19 protein-coding genes and 2 pseudogenes are annotated in these 22,471 nt (G+C 54.7%); 8 read left to right on the top strand and 13 right to left on the bottom strand.

What is annotated here, in order from left to right; all coding sequences use genetic code 11:
* Positions 1 to 51 precede the first annotated feature (51 nt).
* From ACP26L_RS27545 to ACP26L_RS27495, 11 genes and pseudogenes are all read right to left on the bottom strand, one after another.
* Positions 52 to 408: a YmaF family protein gene (locus ACP26L_RS27545; protein ID WP_426448218.1), complete on the bottom strand. Its 357-nt coding sequence runs from the start codon at positions 406 to 408 to the stop codon at positions 52 to 54.
* Between the two features lie 169 nt (positions 409 to 577).
* Positions 578 to 1,006, bottom strand: coding sequence for a DoxX family protein (locus ACP26L_RS27540; protein ID WP_426448216.1), 429 nt, complete (start codon positions 1,004 to 1,006; stop codon positions 578 to 580).
* A gap of 17 nt (positions 1,007 to 1,023) precedes the next feature.
* Positions 1,024 to 1,449 carry an SRPBCC family protein gene (locus ACP26L_RS27535; protein ID WP_426448214.1) on the bottom strand — a complete coding sequence of 142 codons (426 nt, stop codon included), beginning with the start codon at positions 1,447 to 1,449 and terminating at the stop codon, positions 1,024 to 1,026.
* A 61-nt stretch (positions 1,450 to 1,510) separates the two neighbouring features.
* Complete coding sequence (locus ACP26L_RS27530) at positions 1,511 to 2,467, bottom strand: sigma-70 family RNA polymerase sigma factor (protein ID WP_426448212.1); 957 nt, start codon at positions 2,465 to 2,467, stop codon at positions 1,511 to 1,513.
* A 125-nt stretch (positions 2,468 to 2,592) separates the two neighbouring features.
* A pseudogene (locus ACP26L_RS27525) lies at positions 2,593 to 3,010 on the bottom strand (VOC family protein).
* A gap of 194 nt (positions 3,011 to 3,204) precedes the next feature.
* Complete coding sequence (locus tag ACP26L_RS27520) at positions 3,205 to 3,432, bottom strand: hypothetical protein (RefSeq protein ID WP_426448210.1); 228 nt, start codon at positions 3,430 to 3,432, stop codon at positions 3,205 to 3,207.
* 266 nt (positions 3,433 to 3,698) lie between these two features.
* Positions 3,699 to 4,166: a hypothetical protein gene (locus tag ACP26L_RS27515; RefSeq protein WP_426448209.1), complete on the bottom strand. Its 468-nt coding sequence runs from the start codon at positions 4,164 to 4,166 to the stop codon at positions 3,699 to 3,701.
* A gap of 303 nt (positions 4,167 to 4,469) precedes the next feature.
* On the bottom strand, positions 4,470 to 4,784 hold the full coding sequence (locus ACP26L_RS27510) for a DMT family transporter (RefSeq protein WP_426448207.1): 315 nt from the start codon (positions 4,782 to 4,784) through the stop codon (positions 4,470 to 4,472).
* Entirely contained in the window at positions 4,784 to 5,125 is a 342-nt protein-coding gene (locus ACP26L_RS27505) for a DMT family transporter (RefSeq protein WP_426448206.1), read from the bottom strand. The genes ACP26L_RS27510 and ACP26L_RS27505 overlap by 1 nt, the downstream gene beginning before the upstream one ends.
* A 13-nt stretch (positions 5,126 to 5,138) precedes the next feature.
* Positions 5,139 to 5,723, bottom strand: a complete 585-nt coding sequence (locus ACP26L_RS27500) for a TetR/AcrR family transcriptional regulator (protein WP_426448205.1) — start codon at positions 5,721 to 5,723, stop codon at positions 5,139 to 5,141.
* Positions 5,724 to 5,961: 238 nt separating this feature from the next.
* Positions 5,962 to 6,210 (bottom strand): hypothetical protein, encoded by a 249-nt coding sequence (locus ACP26L_RS27495; RefSeq protein ID WP_426448203.1) that lies wholly within the window; start codon positions 6,208 to 6,210, stop codon positions 5,962 to 5,964.
* 335 nt (positions 6,211 to 6,545) lie between these two features.
* Between ACP26L_RS27495 and ACP26L_RS27490 the strand changes: the two genes are divergently transcribed.
* Positions 6,546 to 7,247 (top strand): rhamnogalacturonan acetylesterase, encoded by a 702-nt coding sequence (locus ACP26L_RS27490; protein ID WP_426448202.1) that lies wholly within the window; start codon positions 6,546 to 6,548, stop codon positions 7,245 to 7,247.
* 137 nt (positions 7,248 to 7,384) lie between these two features.
* Here ACP26L_RS27490 and ACP26L_RS27485 read toward each other — a convergent pair whose 3' ends face one another.
* Positions 7,385 to 8,557, bottom strand: coding sequence for a MalY/PatB family protein (locus ACP26L_RS27485; protein WP_426448200.1), 1,173 nt, complete (start codon positions 8,555 to 8,557; stop codon positions 7,385 to 7,387).
* A gap of 200 nt (positions 8,558 to 8,757) precedes the next feature.
* On the opposite strand from ACP26L_RS27485, the gene ACP26L_RS27480 reads away from it, so the two are divergent.
* The 3 genes from ACP26L_RS27480 to ACP26L_RS27470 all read left to right on the top strand — a co-directional run bounded on the left by ACP26L_RS27480 (position 8,758) and on the right by ACP26L_RS27470 (position 12,918).
* Positions 8,758 to 10,260, top strand: a complete 1,503-nt coding sequence (locus ACP26L_RS27480) for an alpha-N-arabinofuranosidase (RefSeq protein ID WP_426448198.1) — start codon at positions 8,758 to 8,760, stop codon at positions 10,258 to 10,260.
* Positions 10,257 to 10,544, top strand: a complete 288-nt coding sequence (locus tag ACP26L_RS27475; protein WP_426448196.1) for a DUF6171 family protein — start codon at positions 10,257 to 10,259, stop codon at positions 10,542 to 10,544. The genes ACP26L_RS27480 and ACP26L_RS27475 overlap by 4 nt, the downstream gene beginning before the upstream one ends.
* 754 nt (positions 10,545 to 11,298) lie before the next feature.
* Positions 11,299 to 12,918: a response regulator transcription factor gene (locus ACP26L_RS27470; protein WP_426448194.1), complete on the top strand. Its 1,620-nt coding sequence runs from the start codon at positions 11,299 to 11,301 to the stop codon at positions 12,916 to 12,918.
* 1,589 nt (positions 12,919 to 14,507) lie between these two features.
* Here ACP26L_RS27470 and ACP26L_RS27465 read toward each other — a convergent pair.
* Positions 14,508 to 17,759: a glycoside hydrolase family 48 protein gene (locus ACP26L_RS27465; RefSeq protein ID WP_426448193.1), complete on the bottom strand. Its 3,252-nt coding sequence runs from the start codon at positions 17,757 to 17,759 to the stop codon at positions 14,508 to 14,510.
* A 287-nt stretch (positions 17,760 to 18,046) separates the two neighbouring features.
* On the opposite strand from ACP26L_RS27465, the gene ACP26L_RS27460 reads away from it, so the two are divergent.
* From ACP26L_RS27460 to ACP26L_RS27445, 4 genes and pseudogenes are all read left to right on the top strand, one after another.
* Complete coding sequence (locus ACP26L_RS27460) at positions 18,047 to 19,576, top strand: DHA2 family efflux MFS transporter permease subunit (protein WP_426448191.1); 1,530 nt, start codon at positions 18,047 to 18,049, stop codon at positions 19,574 to 19,576.
* Between the two features lie 62 nt (positions 19,577 to 19,638).
* Complete coding sequence (locus ACP26L_RS27455; protein ID WP_426455113.1) at positions 19,639 to 20,181, top strand: TetR family transcriptional regulator; 543 nt, start codon at positions 19,639 to 19,641, stop codon at positions 20,179 to 20,181.
* A gap of 323 nt (positions 20,182 to 20,504) precedes the next feature.
* Positions 20,505 to 21,077 (top strand): antiterminator LoaP, encoded by a 573-nt coding sequence (loaP, locus tag ACP26L_RS27450; RefSeq protein ID WP_426448189.1) that lies wholly within the window; start codon positions 20,505 to 20,507, stop codon positions 21,075 to 21,077.
* 251 nt (positions 21,078 to 21,328) lie between these two features.
* A pseudogene (locus ACP26L_RS27445) lies at positions 21,329 to 22,441 on the top strand (polyketide synthase); the annotation flags it as partial.
* Positions 22,442 to 22,471 lie beyond the last annotated feature (30 nt).

The raw sequence follows: 22,471 nt of genomic DNA, 5'->3' as shown, positions 1-22,471 counted from the left end.
ACGGGGTGTTTGCAAAGAAATGGCAGGGCTCTTTTCGTTCATTCTTGATGGTTATACAAGAGGTTTTTGAATTAGTGTTGCAAAGTTGAAGTTATGCCTGTGACCATCATTTAACGTTGTCATTCCAGTAACAAAGTGAACGTGTTTTCCATTTCCAACCGGAATTGCTGGACCTGTTCTAATTTTTTTCAGATTATGAAAGTGGTTAAAGAAATCCGTGTGCGTAAGGTCAATTTCATGAACATGACTTTTTCCAAATGGGATGACTTGCCCTGTAACCCCTGCAAAACGATGATTGTGACGATCAGCGCCTTGTTCGGCTAATTTCGTGCTGCCTTCAAATTCATGTACGTGTGTTTGTACTTTTCTGATTTTCTTAATGCCGTTCAGCTTCAGTTTCCGATTCATTGGATAGACAGTCCCTTCGTAACAAAATAGGCCGTGCTTTGTGGTGCGGTTAACAAATCCAGTATAAATAGCATGGCCGTTGTCCAGTAAGGGATGATAACCCATTTGTATTGCGCAAATTCAGCGACACAGCAAAAAAGCCGCCGTTTCCCCGGCGGCCGTATCTATGTTATTCGCGTTCCCAGCGAAGATTGCGCAATCTCCGATCGATCAGCCACAGCGCCCCCCAAGCAAGAATGGCGACATAGACGGGAAACATCATATGAGACCACAACGGATGATCTACCCTGAGATGTGCAGCCACCGCGCCGCCTAAGTAGCCCGTGAGCAGCAGCGCCCCCAAGAACCGCGTTCGCGGTAAGGCATACAGGATGGTGCAGAGCAAACTTAGAACTCCCATCGCCACGAGGTGGTTCTCGGTGAATCCAAGTGCGAGCGTGCTTTCTACCACCGGCGCGGGCTTGGCGATTTTTCCTATCCCATCGAACAGCATGAACAGGACGACGATTCCGCTCATGATACGCGCCGTCCAGAGCCGCGCCTTAGAGATGTCGTTTGCGATCGTTATTCCCGTGTTCGTCTTCATCTCGATCTTCAAGACCGCCACCCCCTATTCTAGGATTCCTCCGTATATTTCTTGAAGTTATCCAGGATTGCCTGCCAGCCCGCCTGCTGCATTTCGGTGGAATGGGTGCTTTCCGCGTCAAACGTTTCAATCACCTTGGTTTCGTTCCCTTGATTCGTGAAGGTGATCTCAACCTTTCTCCCGTCTTCCATGGTGTATGAAATCTGCTCATGCGACTTCACGACGTCGTATGTTCCAAAGAAGTCAAACCCCATGCTGCCGTCTTTCGCTTCCATCCGGGTGAGAAACTTGCCTCCAACCCGCAGATCATTCTCCGCCCTCGGTGCGTGCCACGACTCCGAAGCTTGATTCCACTTCGTGATGTGTTCCGGCTCGGTCCAGTACCTCCATGTCTTTTCTATCGGCGCTTGAATGACCGCCTGCACGGTAACTTTCGTCGGTTGACTCGTTTTCATTGTAAAAACACCCTCTCTTGTTTTTGTTTTCACTTCTGTAGACGAAACCAACCGGCGAAATTCATCGGTCCAATCGATCCGGAAGCCCGAATCGGGCAAATAATTTTCGATTGATGAAATTCTGGACATGGAATACTTTGTTGTCTTTCACTTCTAAGAGGTGAATCCCCCAAGGGATCAAGCCGTCATCTTCCCTGCTCGGCATATACTGCGCTAACGCAGGGAAACCGCCATTCGCCGTAACCGGTACAAACCGGGATCCCTCGCAATGCCAGCGTGTAAGCGTGAAAAATTGGAACAAATCGTCCTTGCCGCGCACCCACATAGGGAAAGGCGGCATCGACATCCGGCCTTCTTCATGAAACAAGGCGACCAGGGCGTTGATATCGAATTGCTCGAAGGCTTCCACATAACGCGTCAGCAATTCCTGATCCGGTGCTTCTTCGCTCCTGTGAAATTCATCGGAACGGAGCTGTTCCCGCGTAAGCGTATCTCTGGCCCTCTGCAGGGCGCTGTTCACCGCTGCCGGCGACATGCCTAACGTCTCTGCGATCTGCTTGGAGGGCCACTCGAATACATCCTTCAAAATCATCACCGCCCGTTGACGGGGAGGCAAGAGCTGTAAAAGTGTAATAAAACAGATATGCAGCGTATCTTTGCGGATGAAAATATCTTCCGGATTATTCGAAAAGTCAGGGGCCGGCCAGATCCAAGACGAGTCAGGCAGCGTCTCGCGAGGTTCGACAATCGATTCCGCAGGGCCGGAGAAGTCTACGGGGCGAATGCGGCGTTTCGCTTGTCTTAGCTTGTCCAGGCATATATTGGATGCGATCCGATAGACCCACGTTTTAAATGAGGATTCCTGTCGGAAGGAGTTCCAGCTTTGCCAGACGCGAATGAAGGTTTCCTGCACGGCATCGTCTGCATCATCGATAGACCCCAGCATCCTATAGCAGAACGAGGTTAACCCCGGCTTCAAGTCGTCAAATAACTGAAGTTCTGATGCGGTTACATTCATGGCGGTGTCCACCTTTTTATGGAAGAATTCTTCAATACTATAATACCTACTGAGGAATTCGTTTGTATATAAAAAAAGAGCAGCGCCACCAGATGGTGGGCCACTCTTTCTTCGCGGGGTATGGTTTATATCTCCGTGTAGATCTGGAACGTCACGCCGAACTTGTCCGTGACGTCGCCAAATCCGGGGCTGAACGATTCCTCCTGAAACGGTATATTGACATGGCCGTCCTGCCGCAAAGCATCGAAGAACCGCTTTGACTTCTCTACGTCGTTCGTCGTAATGCAGATCGTCACCCGTTTCCCGGTTTCGATAGGCGGTACCCCCGGGCGCATCCGAAAACATCAGCTCCGATTCGCCCACTCTCAGCTTCGCATGCGCCACAAGGCTCTTCAGTTCGTCGCTAAACGTATCGGGCATGTCCGGCATGTCTCCGTAAGTCGCAAGGGAAAGAATCTCGGCACCAATGGTTTGCTCGTAGAACTGAATGGCTTCCTTCGTGCGCCCCTCCAAATTAATGTAAGGGGTAAGTTTGACCGTCATCGTTGGTTCCTCCCAGAGATTGGATTGGTTGCGTTTTGCGATTCATACCTATAGACGTTCGAGTCGCCGTAAATTCATCGGTGCGTCGTAAACTTCGGAAGCAACAAATAAGGGAGCAGCTGCCCGCGGCGATCTGCTCCCTGGTTGTTGTGCTGTTGTTTTCAGTTAGTGTAATAACGTTAGCCTATAAGTGCTTAATGCTTGCTCGATAATTTTTGCAGTAACAGTTCTCCAGCTGATTTAAATGACTTATTCCTGTTTATGAACTCTTCCACTTCTGATAATTTTGCTGGCCGATAACCTGGACCACCGCATCCGCAGGAATGATATGTGAACCCGTTCTTATACAATTGTTCAACTTTCATCCATTGCTTCTTATCATCTTGTTTTGGTGCCTTGAAATCATGCCCCATGTCATTCATAATCTCGCCGCACTGGGGACATTTGTATTGTCTATTTGAGATTCCCGATGCACCAAGTACAAGATCAGATGTTTGTTTAAAAACCTTTCTACAATTAAAGCATGCATAAATGTCTTTATACGGCCCATACATCGCATACCGACACATCAAAGATCGCTCTCCTTCACCTTTTAGTCACTTAACTATCGTTAGCGTTCCCCGATACTTCCATATTCTGGAATTGTACGGTTGACAAGCAATGGGCGCATAAAGGTACAAATGCAAATCTAGTTTTCGATTGAAATAAAGGCCTTCCCGATTTCTACTTCAGTTACATTATTTGAATGTAATACTGAATTGAGCATAGAGCTAATTATTTTATCTAAAGTCCCGGAGACATGCTCATTATCCGTTGAAATGAAACAAAACCTATTCTTATGATATTGGATTTTAGCAACCTGAAAATCAAGTGGAATAGGAATATACGTCCATGAAATTAGAACATCCTGAGGACCTACAGCGTTTTCTTTACAACGGTATATTTCAGCACGGTACCTTGATAGGCACAAGTTATTCCCAAAATCCTCTACATGATTTTCGACCGATCTATCTCTTATGACAACGACTAAAGATGAAAAATCGGTCGAAACGGAAAATGGCTCTTTTATTGAGTGGATCATTTTTTGAGATGTGGTGTCACCATGAAAAGCTAAACCTAATATCTTTTTTAGATATAAGTGGTTATATGGATTCAACTTGTACCTCCTAGAATGTTAACACACGATAATCTCAGCCCTAACTTTAACATGTTTATCCATTGTGCTGCCCGTTACCTTAATGGCAAAAGGCAGCCGATCATCTTAGCCGTCTGCCGAAGTGTCTTTCCCGATCGTTCAATGATACGTGCAAACCAAAACAGCGACCACCCTTTGAAGAGTACCGCTGCTAAATGGGGTTTCACAGCCTACAACCATAGCTCCATGTATCATTCGCCCAAAATTATAAATAGTTATGATCGCAGTATTAAGTTCTAGTCCAGCAGATAAATCAAAAAATGGTCAGGAGATGAGTTTCAGCCCGACAGCCGCAGCTAGGACCATGGCAATAAACAGGAGGCGGCGCCACTCTCTGGATTCACCAAAGAAAAACATACCAACGAATGCTCCACCAACCGTACCGATTCCTGTCCATATCGCATATGCCGTACCCATAGGCAGACTTCTCATGGCATAACTCAAAAAGGCAAAGCTCAGAATGATGCCGATACAGAAGAGAAGATAAGCTTTTACATTATGATCTCGCTTGATTCGGTTCATCCCAAGCACACCTACGACTTCGAACATACCGGCTAAAATTAACGAGATCCAAGCCATTAGTGAGCCACCTCCTTGGAATCGGAAGAGCCTCCGACCAACTTCAATCCCAGTACGCCTGCCAACAGCAATGCAATCAGCAGGAGCTTCGCCAACCTAACAGGTTCATCGAACAAAAACATTTCGACAAGCACGGTACCGCCTGTCCCGAGTCCCGTAAATACGGCATAAACCGTACCTACTGGCAATTTGGTAGATGCAATAATAATGAGCGTAAACGAAATGAAAAGGGAAATCACGGTTCCCAGCCATGTAACCCAATCGTCTGCATGCTTGAAGCCGATAACCCAAAACACTTCGAACAACGCGCCAACCATAATGTATATCCAACTGCGGTTCACGTCTAATCCTCCTCTAGCTGTTCTTCTTTACCCCTCGCCAGTATACGAACCAGGATGCATCGAGTCTCTTAAGAGAACGCTCCAAGCCGCCATACAGCATCTCGACAAACATGCCATCCAATACGGCGGAGAAGGCTGCGGAAGCTCGCTCACTGGAAACATCGGGATGCATCTCGCCTTTAGTGACCGCCAAGGTGAAGACCGGTTCGAGCAGTTGCTCCATTCGATCAAGGTGGCGATTGCAAAAATCTACAATCTCCTTATGAAGGTGACCGGGCGGGAAGAAGGCCATACGCAGAAAGAACTTGGTATCCTCATCCCGCTCGTATCGCTTTCTGTACTCATTCAGGAAGCCGTATAGCGTATCTTCCAGCGACAGCAGACTGCTTTGCTTCAAATAATCTTCAATAAAAAGCATCTCCCTCACGGCTACGTCTTGAAAGACAGCGAGGAACAAATCATCCTTGCCTTTAAAGTGATTATAGATCGACTGTTTTTTAATCCCTACTTCAGCGGAAATATCGGCAAGAGACGCCCCTTCATACCCATTTCGCGCGAAATGAGTCAGTGCAATTTCCTTAATATGGTCTGCCGTCATCGAATGCCTCCCGACTAACGAACGTTCGTCAGTAAATTAAAACATAGAAGAAAACAGAATGCAACCATTTATTGCATACCAAGTTTGTCCAGACCATTATTCGATTATCCTGCGCGTTACTTTAAATGAAAAAGGCAGCCGATCATCTTGGCCGGCCGCCGCGGTGTCTTTATCCAGCTATCGTTCACTTTTAGCTCAATCGACAAAGCTGCCGATGATGGGCTAATTGTCCGAATATCTAGTTCACATAAACGATTCCGCCATTCTCTTTCTTTGCACGTATGGTTATTTTTCCATGACATAGCTCTGGATTGGCATATTCGCTTTCAACCTCTTCAAATAGCTTAGTTAATAATGACTCCAATTCACCTAAGGTTGTTTCTTTTGGAAGTTTGAGTACACGAACTAGCTCTGTGCTTTTAAAAGCATCTTCTGTTCCTTGAACTTCTACTTTGCCGTAGGCTTTCACTTCGATTTCTATCTTCAAGGTCCTTCACCTCCATAAACGATTTTACTTTTACTTATCTTACACAAGAAAGAGCCCTTGGCGCAGGGGCTTTTTTGTCGTTTCATCATAAAAATAAGTTGGGGGTGTTGATAGAAGGAGCGGCAGGGTGGGAATGCTGTGTAATTGATCAACGATCAATAATGATATGGAATAGAGCAAGTAGGCGAAAAAAACCAAATAAAACAGACATGATAGAGTAAATACAGGATTACAGGACTTGTTCTACAATGAAAAGAGTCTCCGGAATCAGAATACAGCACTTTAACTTTAAATGGGACAGGCTTTGTCAGCCGGAAGAGGGGAGCTGCATACAGATGAGAGAAAATAAATGGGTCACGGTATATATAGCCGGCGATTCGACCGCCGCGAATTACCCGGAGGACAAGCGGCCGATGTCCGGTTGGGGCGAGTGGATCGCTTCTTACCTGACGGATGAGGTGCGGGTAAGCAACAGGGCGCGCAACGGGCGCAGCTCGAAGAGCTTCATCGCCGAAGGGCACTTCGAGCGGATCGCTTCTTCGATCGGGGAAGGGGACTACCTCCTTGTCCAGTTCGGGCATAACGACGAGAAGCCGGACGAGGAGCGGCATACGGATCCCGGCTCCACCTACGAGGAGCATTTGACCCGATACATTGAGATGGCGTGGAGCAAAGGAGCGTACCCGCTCCTGCTCACTTCCGTGGAGCGGCGGAAGTTCAATGAGGCGGGCGAGCTCGTCCCGTCCCATGGGGACTACCCGGCTGCCGTGCAGCGGCTGGCGCAGAAGCTGGAGGTGCCGCTGCTCGATCTGTGCAGCCGGACGCAGGAGGCGTACCGGAAGCTGGGCGCAGAGGCGTCCAAGGCCTGGTTCGTCTGGCTGGAGCCGGGCGAGCATCCGAACTACCCCGAAGGGGAGCGGGACGATACGCACTTCAACGAGCACGGCGCGAAGAAGGTCGCGGGGCTGGTGGCGGAGGCGCTCGCCGCCTCGAACAGCCCGCTTGCCGGGTATGTGAAGGCGGGAGCAGTAGGCTGAGGGGAGCGAAGCTGCTCGTCGGGCGGAACTTAGGCGCACAAAGCCGCTTCGCCAAACACAAACAAGCCGTAAGGAAGCAGAATCGCTCTGCTTTCTTACGGCTTTTGGTTGTATCGTCTACCGGTCGGCAGCCCCGCTTACTGCGGTACAGCCGCTCCGCAGAAGCGCTGCAGCGCCTCTACGAGGATGGTGCGCGGGCAGGCCAGGTTGATGCGCAGCCAGCCTTCGCCCTCCGTACCGAACACCGAGCCTTCGCTGAAGGCCACCTTGGCCCGGTTGAACATCAGGTCCTTGAGGCCCTTGATGTCGAGGTCCAGACCACGGCAGTCGACCCACAGCAGGTACGTGCCGTCCGGGCGCAGCGGATTCACTTCCGGCAGGTGCTCGGCCAGGTAGCCGATCGCGTACTCGAGGTTGCCCTCGACGTAAGCAAGCATCTCGTCGAGCCACTGCTCGCCTTCGTTGTAAGCCGCTTCCACGGCGTCCTGGGCGAAATGGCTCGCCATGTGGATGCTGAGCGTCTTGATGCGGTGTTCGAGCCGGCGGCGGATGGATGCGTTCGAGGTCACGACGTAGGATGTGTGCAGGCCCGGCAGGTTGAACGTCTTCGTTGCCGCCAGACAAGTCATCGTAATGTCCGCAAGCTCGGGCGAGAGGGAGGCGAACGGGATATGCTTGTGGCCGGTGAGGGCCAGATCGCAGTGGATCTCGTCGGAGACGACGGTCACGCCGTATCTCAGGCACAGCTCGCCGAGGCGCAGCAGCTCCTCGCGTTCCCAGACGCGGCCGCCGGGATTATGCGGGGAGCACAGCAGCAGGAGCTTGGCTCCCCCCTGGAACAGGGACTCGAGATGCTCGTAGTCCATCTCGAACCGGTTGTTCCGGACCACGAGCGGGTTCTTGGCGACCTTGCGGCCGTTGCCCAGGATGACGTCATAGAACGGATAGTAGACCGGCGACTGCAGGACAACCTCGCCTTCGGGCTCCGTGAACAGCTCGACGGCCAGGCTCAGGGAAGTCACGATGCTAGGAGAATCCGTGATCCATCCGGGCTCGATCGTCCAGCCGTGGCGCCGGCGGTACCAGTTCACGATGCTGCCCAGATAGCCTTCCGTCCGGACGGCATACCCGTAGACGCCGAGCGCGGCGCGCTTCTCGAGCACTTCGCGTACCGCGGGCGGGGCAAGGAAGTCCATGTCCGCTACCCACAGCGGAAGAATATCCGGATCGCCGAACAGCTTGGCACCTTGGTCCCATTTGTAAGAACGGGTGTTGCGTCGGTCAATAAGTCGGTCAAAATCGTAAGTCAACGGGAGTCACCTCATCTACTGTTCATCGTATTGCCCAAAACGGGGTAAAGCCTGGCTCGATTATATCACGATTCGGGTGGAAAAGGGTTCCTCTATTCCTTATTGACACTGCCGAGCGGGCTTGATACTATGTTAATGAAAATGTGAATGACTTAATAATTACATTAATCTAATTCCCGCCAGGGACAGGAGGAAACCTTGTGAGCGCTTCAGCCAATCGGGTCATCATCCAGACGGACATCGGCAGAGGGACCATTAACCGCAACATTTACGGGCATTTTGCAGAGCATCTCGGACGCTGTATTTATGAGGGGTTCTGGGTAGGCGAAGATTCTCCGATCCCGAATACGAACGGCATCCGCAATGACGTAGTGGAAGCGCTTCGAAAGCTGAATATCCCCGTGCTCCGCTGGCCGGGCGGCTGTTTTGCCGACGAGTACCACTGGAAGGACGGCATTGGTCCGCGCGGTCAGCGCAAGGAGATGATCAACACCCACTGGGGCGGCGTGGTCGAGAACAATCACTTCGGCACGCACGAATTCCTCATGCTCTGCGAGACGCTCGGCTGTGAGCCGTACATCTCGGGCAATGTGGGGAGCGGCACGGTCCAGGAGATGTCCGAGTGGGTTGAGTATATGACTTTCGAGGGCGTGTCCCCGATGTCGAAGCTGCGTAAGGAGAATGGGCGTGAGGAGCCTTGGGCGCTGAAATATTTTGGCGTGGGGAACGAGAACTGGGGCTGCGGCGGGAACATGCGTCCGGAATATTATGCGGATCTGTACCGGCAGTACCAGACCTACGTGCGCAATTACGGGGAGAACAAGATCTACAAGATCGCCTGCGGTCCGAACTCGGATGACTACAACTGGATGGAAGTCGTGATGCGGGAAGCGGGCCGGTACATGGACGCGATCTCCGTGCATTACTACACGGTACCGGGCACCTGGCAGGAAAAAGGCTCTGCGACGGAGTTTACGGAAGAAGACTGGTTCGTCACCATGAAGAAGACGCTGCATATGGACGAGCTGCTCACGAAGCACAAGGCGATCATGGACCGCCACGATCCGGACAAGCGGGTGGCGCTCATCGTCGACGAATGGGGCACCTGGTTCGACGTCGAGCCGGGCACGAACCCGGGCTTCCTCTACCAGCAGAATACGATGCGCGATGCGCTGGTGGCGGGTCTGAACCTGCATCTGTTCCACAACCACAACGACCGCGTGCAGATGGCAAACATTGCCCAGACGGTTAACGTACTGCAGTCCGTGATCCTGACCGAGGGCGCCAAGATGGTCCTGACGCCAACCTATCACGTGTTCGATATGTACAAGGTACACCAGGGAGCGGAAAGGCTGGAGACCCACGGTACGTTTGCTTCGTATGCGCAGGGCGGTGAGGAGCTGGAGCAGGTGTCGGTGTCCGCTTCACGTGACGCGCAGGGCCGTATTCACATCTCGCTCTGCAATCTCGACCCGGGCTCGGAGGCGAAGGTCGAGCTTGATCTTCGCGGGCTGGCCGGCGGCTATGCCGTCAGCGGGACCGTGCTTGCTTCCTCCGGGATGCAGGACCATAATTCGTTCGATGAGCCGGACAAAGTCGCTCCGCAGGCCTACCATGGGGCTGAGAAAAGGGAAGGCGGCCTGACGGCCGTGCTGCCTCCGATGTCCCTGGTGGTGCTCGAGCTGAAAGAGGAAGGACTGTGAGTACGCCTCGAGGCTGCCGCAGCTGCTCGGATGCGTACAAGGTGACGCAGGAGGGGATCGCACGGGTGCTCGCCGCACCCGTCTTCCGCTCCGAGGCTGCGGTGCCGGACGACTTGTACGAGCAGCGGCTGGCCGCGTGCGACAGCTGCCCGCAGCTCATCGAGAGCAGCATGACGTGCAAGGTGTGCGGCTGCTTCGTGCAGGTGCGGGCGAAGCTGAGGGCGAACGACTGCCCGAATCCGGCGGGCTCCCGCTGGCAGCAGGCTGTTGCCGAGGCGGGATAGAAGCGGAGCATGGAGCGTCCCGCAGGAGCTGGAAACCGGCGTGGAGCCAGTGAAGGCGGACGGCTGCCGCAGGTGGGGCGATAGCGGGGCGTTAAGTGCTAGGTCGCCAGGGAGTTAAGCACGGAATGGGCGGCCAGCGGCAGGCGAGCGCAAGCTGGCGGCCGTGCAGGACGTCGGGCGTTGGGCGAAAAGCGCAGAATGCCGCCCTGCCGGAGCAGCCGCCCGGGTGTGAAGCCGAGAGCGGCCGGCCCGCCGCTCTGCGGTGATCCGTTTGGCACTGCAAGCGGCCTTGTTGTGGAGGCCGACAGAAAGTTGAGCAGAGGATTATTATCCGGGGGCTAACGATACGGGAGGGACGGCAGCCTTGTAGCCGCGGTCGCAGGCTTTTGAGGTGTAATCATAATATTTATATGGCGGAAGCAGACTTTCCGGATGACGGAGGTCTGCTTCATGCTGTAATTATGACATGATACGTTCACTAACTTTTGGGGTATTTTTCCAATTGTGATCCCTTATAATAAAATATGTAAACGCTTACTAACATCATTTGAACATGCCGTTAAGGCAAAGATAGGCTGTGCCAATAACCTGCTTTACTTATTGAAGTACAATCTATAGTCTAGAGGGTTAACCTTTATTTGCCATAAAAGTTATAATATTCAGTAAAGGAGGGCTGCTCGAAAAAGTGTAAGCGATTTATGGAGTCTGTCTCGGGGTGATCCGGAGGAGTATGTCACGAAGGGAGGCTGGGTGATTGTATAACCTGCTGGTGGTCGATGACGAACATTACGCGGTAGCCGGCATCATCCGAACCATCAAGTCGGCCGATCTGGAGATCGGGGGAATCTACCGGGCGTACGGGGTTCAAGAAGCGAAAGAGGTGCTTCAGGAAACCGGTATCGACCTGCTGATCTGCGATATCGAGATGCCTGGCGACAACGGTCTGGAGCTGCTGCGGTGGGTGAACCGGTCGTCGCCTCATACGCAGACGATCTTTTTGACCGGCCATGCGGAGTTCTCGTATGCTCAGGCGGCCCTGCAGCTTGGCTGTGCCGATTACCTGCTGAAGCCGGTGGGTCACGAGAAGCTGCGCGAGGCGGTGGCCCGGGAACTGGGCAAGATCCGAATGCGCTGCGAGTCCGTCGACAGGGAAGCGGTCGCGGTGAAATACCGGAACCTCTGGGAGTCGCGCAAAGGGCTGCTCGTCGAGCGGTTCTGGTACGACCTGCTCAAGCGCCGCGAGTTCCCGACCTCCGAACGGCTGCAGGAGATCCTGTCGACGTACGGCCTTGCGCTGGAGAGGCCCGGCGGCATTCTGCCCATCCTGCTGAACATCGAGCAGTGGAAGCGTCCCCTGTCCGCCGAGGACGAGGAGATCATGAAGTACGCGCTGCGCAATGCCGCTGCCGAGCTAATCCTGGGGAGCTGGGAAGGCACCGTGCTCCAGAACCCGTCCGGCAGCAATATCGTACTCGTCTACGACGGGAGCGGAGCCTACGCCGACAAGGAGGAGCTGGCGGCCCGGTGTGAACGCTATATTCTCGCCTGCTCGGAATACTTCTACTGCAGGCTGTCCTGCTACATCGGCACGCCCGCACCCATCCGCGACCTTCCGGATGCGCATGCCCGGCTGACGGGAAGTGTCCGCAGCCAGGCTTCGCGCCCGCCTGCCGTAGCCTTCGTAGAAGCGCTCGTTCCCCAGCCCCCGACCGTGCTGGTGCCGCTCTCCTGGTATACGGAGCTGTCCGTTCTATTCGAATCGGGCCAATGCGAAGAGGTCAGGCGGGCACTGGAGGAGCAGTTCTCGGCATTTGAAGCCCAGCCGTTAACACCGGAGTCTCTAGGAGCTTTTTATCACGCCTTCCTGCAGATGATCTACCATACGCTGCACAAGAACGGCCTGTCCGTTCATGATGTCTACGCGGCTTCGGTGCTGCATGACATGCTCTCCGCCACACGTACGCTCGGCGATCTCCGGGCTTGGGCGGACCGTGTCGTCACGGAAGGGATGAGCGGGCTGCAGGCGGCCCGTAAGATCGAAGGCCCGGTGGTCGAGAAGGTACGGCGCTTCATTGATGACCACCTCTCCGAAGAGCTCACGCGTGAGGAACTGGCTGCTTACGTGCACTTTCATCCCTCGTACCTCTCCCGCCTCTTCAAGCGGACGACCGGCTTTTCCCTGACCGGCTACATTCTCGAGCGCCGGATGGACAAGGCAAAGAGGCTGCTGGCCGAATCGACGCTGCGGGTGAGCGATATTGCGCAGACGGTGGGGTACTGCAATTTTTCCCATTTTACAAAGTTGTTCAAGAAGGCGACAGGCCTGACACCGCAGGAGTACAGAAAGGCGAGGAGGGATGAGGGCCGGCTTTAGGCAGGCGGATCTGGACATGAGGGTGCGGATAGAGGAGTGGAAGGATTTTTAGTGAAGAGGAAGTGGATTAGGAGAAAAGGAATCCCTCGGCAGGTGTGGAATGGAGGCAGGGTTGTGAATGAGTTAGAAGCGGGGCAGTGAATGAAGAAGGCAGGGCGGATGAGGGAGTTAGGGGGCCGGGAACGGATATGGGTGGATAGGAGCGAAGTTAGGGGGGAATCAAAACGGAGTTAGACGGAGTGGGAACGAAGATGGCAAGGTGGAGGTGGACTGAGAGGAGGCAGGAACAGAAGCGTAGTTAGGCGGAGTGGGAACAGAGATGTCGGGTAGAGGAGTGAAGGAGTCACAAACGGAGTTAGATGGAAAGGAACGAAGATGGCAAGCTGGAGGTGGAATGAGAGGAGGCAGGAACAGTAGCCTAGTTAGGCGGAGTGGAAAGGGAGATGTCGGGTAGAGGAGTGAAGGAGTCACAAACGGAGTTAGACGGAAAGGAACTAAGATTGCAAGGTGGAGGTGGAATGAGAGGAGGCAGGAACAGGAGCGTAGTTTGATAGAGTGGGAACGTAGATGTCGGAAGCTGAGGAGTGAATGAAAGAAGGAATGAAGGAGTAATCACAATGGAGTAAGGCTGGAGGGTAATGGCAAGGTTGGTGAGGAATGCGGGGAGTCACGAACGGAGGTAGTCGAATTGGAGCGAAGTGGAAGGGCGGAGTAGGGTAACCATTAACGGAGGTAGACCATTCGAAGAGAAGATGCCAGGTCAGAGGACAAGAATAGAACGAACGGCGCATGTACCGGAGGCCGGCAGGCGAATACAAGCCCGAAGCCGGGGCTTAGAGCCGAAGGAAGGGCCATAACAGCTTGATCCGTAGTATAGGAGCAGCACTTGGGAGTCGGGCCTAAGAATAACGGAACTCAGATGCGTTATGTGCCTCCTTGAGAGGGTGATATTGTAAATAGAGGAACTGAGGTTCGCTATCTTTATTACAGGCATGCACTTTCCTGGTCTCGAAGGAAAATAAGATACCTGAGTTCCGCTAAGTCTCGGGAAATAGTGGGAAATAATCGAATAAGGCATCTGAGTTCCTTTATTTTGAAATTCGTCCCAAGCCGATCCAGTATGAGAACTTGGACGGATGAAGATCCTGCGGGCTGTTCCTGAGCGGAACAGTCCTCTTTGCGTTGGCTGGGGTGCCAGTATTCACACACCGATCATGCGAAAACACCGGAAACCCGCATGGCGCAGGCTTCCGATGTTGGTGTTGTAAGGCGCGTTACTTTAGGCGAATTGTCTAATATGATGCGTTTTGCAATACGGTGGGAGGCGTAATGTCGGAGTCTCGGTATCGGGCCGCGGAGTAAAGCGTCCATTGGAAGGCAGCCAAACAGGCTATGTTCCGCTAGCCCTCGCAGCACCGCGCCCGGGTGCGCCGTGTCTGCAGCGCCAAGCGTCGCAGCGTCACACCCCGGAGCGTCGTGTCTCGCAGCACCGCGCCCGGGTGCGCAGTGCCTCGCAGTGCCGACTCCCGCGGCGTAGGCATAAGCTTGGCCTTGTTGCTCTGCGGCCACCGGCTGCTCGGCCGTGCCCCTTAAGGCTCCACGCCCCAAACCAGCACGCCGTCCTTGTAGACGGTGACCTTGCTCCAGTCGGCGAAGGCCGTCTTCGTCGGGTCGAACGAGTAGTCGTTGCTCTCGTTGAAGTTCGACCAGTTCGCGCGGTTGATGCGCGTCTGGATCTCGCCGCTGCTGCCGCCGGCGGCAAGGGAGCCGGCGCCGGTGCCGAAGCCGACCTCGAGGTAGCTGTCGGCACCGCTGCGGGCGGCAGGCAGCTTGACGAATTTGCCTGTCACATTGGAGCTGCCGACCACGGCGTAGTCCACATTGAAGTTCAGCGCCTGGTCGCTGTCCGCCGTGTACCAGTAGCGGATCGTGAGGGAGCTCAGCGGCACGGCGGCGGTTCCTTTGTTCACCAGGTTAAAATGCGGCTTGAACTGGTTATCCGCCGGGTTCGTGTCGGCTGCACGATACTGCAGCGACACGGCGCCCGCGCTTGCCGGAGCCTGCGGCTTGGCGCTGACCTGCGCGGAGTTCGCGCTCTCGCCCGCCGCGTTCACGGCACTCACGACATAGTAGTACGTCGTGCCGTTGGCCACCGCCGTATCCGTGAAGCCGGTCGCCGTTACGCCGGTGGCGACCGTCGCGTACGGTCCGCCGGCGGTCGTGGCGCGCTTCACGTTGTACGAAGCGGCTCCGGTAGAGGCGTTCCAGCCCAGCGTGACCTTGGCGTCACCCGCTGCAGCGCTCAGCCCGGCCGGGGCCGCCGGTACCGCTGCTGTGCCGGCCTGCGGCTTGACGCTGACCTGGGCGGAGTTCGGGCTCTCGCCGACGGCGTTCACGGCGCTCACGACGTAGTAGTACGTCGTGCCGTTGGCCACCGCCGTATCCGTGAAGCCGGTCGCCGTTACGCCGGTAACGACCGTGGTGTACGGTCCGCCGGCGGTCGTCGCGCGCTTCACGTTGTAGGACGCTGCGCCGGCGGAGGCGCTCCACGTCAGCGTGGCTTTGGCATCGCCGGCGGCCGCGGCGAGTCCTGCCGGCGCGCCGGGCACCGACGGCGTCGTGCTGCCGCTGCCGAACAGGCGGCTGTACTCGGCGTAAGCCGTCGCCATATCCACCTGCGCCCAGAAGCGGTGGTAGGTGAAGGTCGGTTCGCCGTTGGTCCACTTTTTGGCGACCGGATCGTACGAGCTCTTGTACAGGTTCTCGAGGTAGGACCACTTCGGATCCTGCTTGATCTTCGGCCGCAGCTCGGGGTAGGAGATGTAGACGCCATTGCCTCCCTTGGCGGGATCGGACGCCACCGCACCGGTGCCCGGCAGGGTATTGCCCTGGCCGTACGTGCCGCTCCAGCCGGACGGGAAGTAGATCTCCTTCGTGAAGTAGCGGGAGTAATCGCCGCGCTTCTCGGGAACGGCGATGCCGACGCCGTCGTTGTGGTTCCAGGCGACGTTCAGGAGCTGCTCTGCCGTGGTCTTCGCCTGGGCGCCCGCCGCTGACAAAGTGCCGTTGTTCTCCGCCTGCGTACCGGCCGCATAGAAGGTGAGCAGCTTGATGTAGGAGCCGAGCACGCCGGTATCCTGGGAGGTGCCTTTGGCGATGACATGGTAATTCGGGTTGCCGGTGAAGCTGCCGAAGCCCTTCCAGGAGTCCGGCTGGCCGGTCCATTCCTGCCCGCCCAGAATGTAGAACTGGCCCGGGGCCGGTGTGGTGGCGACCTGCGGGTTCGCGCCGCCGAGAATCTTCTGGCCGCTGCTGTTCAGGAAGTAGCCGTCGGCGTCGGTCGCCGGCTTCTTGTCGACGAACGTGTAGGCGAGGGCCCATTTGACCCACTGGTCCATGACGCGTTTGGCCATCTTGAAGTTCTCGGACGCTGTGTCGCCCTTGGCGGCCATGGCGTAGTAGTATTCCGCGATCCGTTCCACCGGCCAGGCCTGGAAGCCGAACCACGTATTCGACGGCGGATCGTGATACACCGGCGCATCCTCATAAGCCATGCCGTAGAACGTGCTGACGCCGGCGGGGTAAGGCGCATACGTGCCGCCCTTGCTGTTGGTGGCTCCGCCGCCGATCCCGCCTTCGCTGGACTGCAGCCACGTGTAGAATTCGAGCTGGCGTTTCAGCGAGGTTTCCCAGTCCTGCTTGGCTGTAGGCGATTTGGGAGCGAGCCCGCCCTCGGACAGGGCGTACGCGGCCATCGGGTTCTGGTACGCCTGGTGGTTATGGGACGCGCCGATCCGCCAAGCCCAATTCGAGCCGATCCCGCCGCCCCAAGCTGTGTACCAGGCCATGAGGTAATGCGCGGAATCCTTGCCGGAGCCTGGAGACGGCGTGCCGTCCGCCGCGCTGCCGATCTGCTGGAAGTACTTGTCGTACATGCCGTAGCGGAGGTAGTCACCGAGCTTCTTGGCTTTTTCGATGTAGACGGAGTTGTTGTAGCCGAGGCTCTTCGCCCAGTACATGACCTGCACGACCCGGGCATCTGCGTCGGTGGCGTCGGTGTATCTCCACTGCTTCGCAGGCGCGCCGCCGTCCTTCACGAACAGGGTGGCGAAACCCTCACCCGGCTTGCCGAACTGGAACGTCTCCTGGGACGGATGCGGGATCGCCTCCCAGACGGATTCCTGCTCGCCGCGCTGGAACGTATTGATGTAGTTCGCGGTGTGCGAAGGATTCAGCGGATTGCCGAAGCCGTACCAGTTGTCGACGTCGACGAGCCAGTGCATGAGGTAGGTCTGGTTCGTGCCGTAGGTCGACTTGAGCTCGGCGTCGAGCGGATCTTTGCCGGCAGTCACCGAATTGCCGAGCTGCGAAGGATACTTGTCCGGCTGCGGGTGCTCGGGCGCATAAGTGGCGGGGCTGGCCGGGTTATAGCCGCTCATCGTAGGCTGTTCGGCGGCGTTCGGGATGATGTACTGCTCCATGTTGTCCCAAGCCTGCTCGAGCCGCGTCCAGTTGCCTGTATGGTGTCCATAAAGCGCTTCCAGCCACAGCCAGTAGCTGTAGGCCTCGGATGTCGTCATGTGCCCGTGATCCGGAGCCTCGCTGAGCAGCGTTTCGACGGCGTGATACGGGATGCCTTCGGGCGAGAAGTAGCCGTTCGCGGGGTCCTTGATCTGGTTGTACAGGGTGAGAAAACGGGTCTTGTTCGTCGTATCTTCGGCTGCATAAGCGCGGTTCACAGGGGCGGTCACTGCAAGTCCGGAGAACAGAGGCAGGGAAAGGGATGAGGCGAGAAGCAGCTTGCCGAGGCGCTGGTAGAGCCCCGTGTTTTTCTTCGTCATGTCATGTATTCCTCCTGGGTATAGAATGGGAAAACGGAAGAGGCCGGCCCTCCTTTCCGGTGCTCGGATGGAGAGGCGCTGCGCAGGTCTCATGGTCCCCATTGTAAAATATTCCCTGGATGCCGGCTTCCACAGGCGTGACTTTTTGAGTAGCGGTTTCGTGACTTAGAGAACTGGAGAAAGGGCTAATATGACAAAAATAAAATGATTGATTATTTAAATTGACATTGACTATCAAAAGAAATACAATACCAACATGATGTAAATATCGAAAGGTGGTAACTATCATGATTTCTGATGAGAATCGTAAATGGTGGGTGCTGGGCGCTCTTGCCATCAGTCTGCTGACCGTTGGACTAGATTTGACAGTGCTTAATTTGGCTTTGCCCACCCTCGCCACAGAGATGCATGCAACAAACGGTGAGCTTCAATGGTTTGCGGATGCGTATAATTTGGTCATTGCCGCGCTGCTGCTCCCGGCAGGATTGCTGGGCGACAAGTGGGGCCGAAAAAAAATGCTTCTGCTCGCGCTGCTAGTGTTCGGTGGGGCATCGGCCGCATGTGCCTTTGCCGGTACTCCGTCCGCACTCATTGCCGGGCGTGCCGTACTCGGTCTCGGAGCCGCGTTCCTGCTGCCGTTGTCCATGTCGATTATCCCCGTCTTGTTCACTGAAGAGGAGCGCCCCAAAGCCATAGGCATCTGGGTGATGGCCAACTCGCTCGGGATTCCCCTGGGGCCTATCATTGGCGGGTGGCTGCTTAACCATTATTGGTGGGGATCCGTGTTCCTCATGAACGTCCCGATCATCCTCATCGGCCTGATCGCTGTGGCGGTGCTGCTGCCGGAGTCTCGGAGTACGGAACGGACGAAGGTTGATTTCTTCGGCATCGTGCTCTCCAGTCTGGGTTTGGTCAGTTTGACATACGGTGTTATCGAAGCGGGGGAAAAAGGCTGGGGCGATGCCGCGGCACTGGTTCCGGTCATCGGAGGGGCTCTGCTCCTAGTGTTATTCATCCTCTGGGAACGGCGTACCACTCATCCGCTCGTTGACCTCACATTGTTCCGGTCATCAAGCTTCACTTGGGGTTCCGTATTGGCAACCGTGGTTTCCTTCGCCATGTTCGGCTTGTTATTCGTCACGCCGCAGTACTTCCAGGAGGTGGAGGGGGCCGACGCGCTGGGTACGGGCCTGCGGCTGCTTCCTATTGTGGGCGGTCTGCTGGTCGGGGCCAAAGTATCGGATGAGCTTCAGGTCCGCATCGGTGCGAAGACCACGATCGCTTTCGGATTCCTGCTGCTCGCCGCCGGCTTGATGCTTGGAGCGACTACCGCCTTGGGGAACGGCTACGGCTTTGCCTCCATATGGGTTTCAATTGTTGGTCTTGGCATCGGATTTGTACTGCCTGCAGCCATGGATGTATCCATGTCCGCCTTGTCCCCGGAACGCAGCGGGAGCGGGTCCGCTTTGATTATGACGCTGCGCCAAGTCGGAGGGACCATCGGGGTCGCCATCCTGGGAACTATTCTTAGCACCGTATATCGTGATAAACTGAATGTGGAAGGTCTGTCAAGCGATGTCGCGGAAGCGGTGCGGCGAAGCGTATCCGATGGAGCCTCTGCGGCCCGCGGAATCCCATCGCCGGAATTGTTGGAATCGGTGCGTTCCTCCTTCGTTCACGGGATGGACGCTATGCTGTGGGTGTGCGGGGGAGTCGCCGCACTCGGAATTGTAATAACGCTGGCATTCTTGCAGCTTCCACTCAACGAAAAGGCTAAGGCAATCACGAAATTCGAGCCAAATAACGTTAGGGAGTGAACAGGGTGTCGTCAGATGAGGAACGGAGTATTGGATTACGCGAGCGAAAAAAAGCCAAAACCATGGCGGCGGTCCAAAGACATGCGCTGCGGCTTTTTCGCGAGCTGGGCTATAATGCTACGACCGTGGAGCAGATAGCGGAAGCGGCAGAGATTTCCCCGAGTACTTTTTTTCGTTACTTTTCAACGAAGGAGGACGTTTTGATTATGGATAACTACGATCCTCTCCTCATTTCGGCATTCGAACAACAGCCCTCCGAGCTGAGTCCGCTCAGCGCCGTGCGCCAAGCTATGATCTCGACGATGGCGGATATGTCGGCCGACGAGCTGGGCACGATGCGTGAAAGAAATCAGCTTATCATGACCGTTCCGGAGCTGCGGGCTGCCACATTGAACAACTTGACGCAAACCATGCAGATGATCACGGAAATGGTAGCCAAACGTATGGACCGCAAGCCGGATGACCTGGACATCCGCACTTTTGCGGGGGCTGTGATCGGCGTCAACATTTCCGTGATGCTTTATTATGCCGAGCATCCCGAGACCGATTATGCGGCCTTACTGGACGAAGCCTTGTCCAAGTTGGAATCGGGTCTGGCATTATGACCCATTCGGGAGAAGAAGCGTCGTCTGCCGGTTAGTATTTTCGTCCGCGATGGAGGACCTTAAGGCAAGAGAAGAAACAGTCCAACCTCATGAGGAGGGGGGGCTGTTTTTTGCTTTTTAGCTGCACTGGAGGAAGGCGGCGTTAGTAATAAGTTAAAAAATAAACTGTTGATAAAAACGAAGCCATTTGCTATCATCAAATCCAAGACAGGGATCCTAAATATTAGAAAATATACTTTTCATGAACAATTTAACAAATATCAACAATTTAGAACGATATTGCATGATTCTGTTATATCTTCTAAAGGGGATGAGCGGCCAGAATGCGTTGGTATGCACTGTATGTCGAAACGGGCCAAGAGGAAGTGGTTCGAACTCTGATTCGCAAGCAATACGACGAGTCAGCTGTTTATGCCATTGTACCTAAACGAAAGCTGCAGGAACGCAAGCAGGGCAGGACGTATGAGGTTTGCAAGACGATGTTTCCGGGATATGTGCTGCTCAAAACAAAAATGAATCTAAAGACGTACCATTATTTGAATCGTTTGCCAAAATCTTACAGACTTCTCAATACATATAACCCCCGTATGCAGGAAGGCCGTGAGGGCTCCGTGCTGGAATGGGACTTATGCTCGCAGATCGATAATGACGAGATGGAGCTGCTGCTGCAGCTTATGGGAACGGACGGAATCATCGGTTACTCGACTGTATATGTGACCAGCACCAACGTGGTCGTGTGTGAAGGACCGCTCAAAGGCAAGGAAGGTCATATAAAAAAAATCGATATGCGTAAGAAAAGAGCGCGAATCTCGCTCGTATTTAACGGGCATGAACGATGTTTGGATGTAGGAATTGAAATGTTGACGGCACCGGAAGCAGCAGAAAGTTTGGCTTGATAAACTTTACAAACTTAGAGCGAATCCAGTTGATGCTTCGGTACATTGGTGCGGCTCTGAGGTCATAAGCATCCAAGCCGGGGTAGTGTGTATAACATACAGACGAAAGGGCGAAGCTGTGTCCGGGAAGGACGCGGATTTCTCCATTCTATCATCATACTGTTTCTTAAAGGATGCCTGGCATCCTTTATTTTTTTGCGTTTTTTTGCATGAGTGGCGATCATCCTTAAGAACGGGGCGTGCAAAGATTCATGACGATGTTAGAACCATCTCGAACGGACCGTCATCTAGCGGAGAAATATAGCGATCAAGATGTGGCCATTATCGGCATGTCTGGATTGTTTCCTTCCTCTTCTTCCTTAGATGATTTTTGGAATCATCTTGTTCTCGGCAGGGACAGTATCCGCCCTATTCCCCCCAAACGAAAAGAAGATCTGGATCGTTATCTGCGGTTGATCGGTGCTTCGGACCGGCAGACCCTGTACGACATCCCCCATGGCTACCTTGAAGAAATCGATATGTTTGATTATGAATTCTTTCGGTTGACCCGCGAGGAAGGCAGCTTGATGGACCCTGCCCAGCGCCTGTTCCTGCAAGTGGTTTGGAATGCTCTGGAAGATGCCGCATATGGCGGGGACCAACTGCTCGGGACGAACACCGGCGTTTTTCTGGGAGACAGCGATACCGGGGAATATACATACAGACAAATGGCAGCCGAGGTCGATCCTTCTTCCAGTTCTCAGGCCTACTTTGGCAATAGGGCCTCATTGATTTCCAGCCGCATTTCTTATCTTATGGATTGGAGTGGCCCAAGTCTTGTCACCGATACCTCCTGTTCCTCCTCCCTCGTGGCACTGCACCAAGCATGCCAGTCCATCCGGGCAGGAGAGTGCGAACAGGCGATTGTAGGAACAGGCCGGTTGAAGATTTTCCCCACAAGCCATCCCGGAGAGAGCGGGCACGGCGGAGAGGGGGTTATGGCTTTACTGATCAAGCCCTTGCGTAGATCCATAACGGACAGGGATCAGATTCATGCCGTTGTGAAAGGATCTGCTGTCTGCCAGGAAGGCCGCTCTGCGGGAACTACGGGAACCCGCCGTGCTGTTTATAAGAACCTGTATCTGAGAGCATGGAAGAATGCCGGCATCCATCCGAATACATTGTCATTTGTTGAAGCCAACGGCACACCGCTCTCACCCGATTTTACCAATGAACTGGAAGGGTTACTGGAAGCCGCGGCTCCGTATGAAGGCCCCCAACCGTATTGTGCAGTAGGCTCGGTTCAGTCCCATATCGGCTCGTTGTCCCATGCTTCCGGTATGGCCGGGCTTTTCAAATCTATACTGGCCCTGAAGAGCCGAATACTGCCGCCCCTGCCGCCGGGTCAAGGAAAC

Origin of the sequence: Paenibacillus sp. S-38 (assembly GCF_049942825.1) — a bacterium.
In the GTDB taxonomy this organism is placed as follows: Bacteria; Bacillota; Bacilli; order Paenibacillales; family NBRC-103111; genus Paenibacillus_G.
This window is presented reverse-complemented; position numbering and strand designations above follow the sequence as displayed.